This window comes from Burkholderia sp. L27(2015), from assembly GCF_009765705.1.
Taxonomy (GTDB): Bacteria; Pseudomonadota; Gammaproteobacteria; order Burkholderiales; family Burkholderiaceae; genus LMUX01.
Genome location: NZ_LMUX01000033.1, coordinates 1 through 890 on the forward strand (window position 1 = coordinate 1; position 890 = coordinate 890).

At 62.6% G+C, this 890-nt stretch carries 1 protein-coding gene and 1 pseudogene; one reads left to right on the top strand and one right to left on the bottom strand.

Going from position 1 to position 890, the window contains the following annotated elements; genetic code table 11:
- Window positions 1-160: pseudogene (locus GSQ77_RS28915) on the top strand (endonuclease III); the annotation flags it as partial.
- Between the two features lie 359 nt (window positions 161-519).
- Here the strand turns inward: GSQ77_RS28915 and GSQ77_RS28920 are convergent.
- Window positions 520-890, bottom strand: a 371-nt coding sequence (locus GSQ77_RS28920; protein WP_216854971.1) for a class I SAM-dependent methyltransferase, incomplete at its 5' end; no start/stop codon positions are given.

Below are 890 nucleotides of genomic sequence, written 5' to 3' on the forward strand. Positions count from 1 at the left end.
GGACAAGCTGGTGAAAGTAATACCGGCCGAATTCAAGCAGGACGCCCACCATTGGCTGATCCTGCACGGCCGCTACGTATGCAAGGCACGCAAACCGGATTGCCCGCAATGCGTGATCCGCGACCTGTGCCGCTACAAAGACAAGACTCCCGCCAGCTGAGCGCATTTGTAGGTTGGGGTGAGCGCAGCGAAGCCCAACATTCCCGCGCCGACCTGTTGGGCTTCGCTACGCTCACCCCAACCTACGCGCTCCCTCCAGCCACCGCTCGCCCTGAGCTCTTCCCCCAAACTCCTCTCACCGTTCGCCCTGAGCGTAGCCGCGCAGCGGCGAAGTCGAAGGGGGTCTAGTGCGAGGCTTCGACTTCACGCCCTCGGCGCTACGCCCAGCCCGAACGGTTTCGATAAACTGCAGGTCGAGCTGTAGGTTGGAGTGAGCGCAGCGAAGCCCAACAGGTCAGCGCGGGAATATTGGGCTTCGCTGCGCTCACCCCAACCTACGCGGTTGATCGACGCTGTTGGCTAGCTTCGGGCAGGTAGCTGCGCCCGCTCCAACGCCGCAATATGACGCTCCAGGCGCGGCCCCAGATAACAGTGCGAGCCACACGGCAACAGCCCGACCTCCCCGAATTCGCGCAAATACCAAGCCGGAGCGCGCGAAATGAAACCGTGATGGTCGCCGGCAACATCGTCGCGACTGGTGAATACTTCCAGAAACGCCACGCCCTCGAGCATCTCGCCAATGCCCTGCAAGCCGGCGCGAATCTCGGACGGTTTCAGGTAGTGCAGCACATCGGTGCAGACGATCAGATCGAACCGTGTATCGAAGCGCAGCTGTTCGAGCTGTCCGAAACGCGCCAGCCCGATGTTGCGGCTGCGGCCGTAGCGCGCCA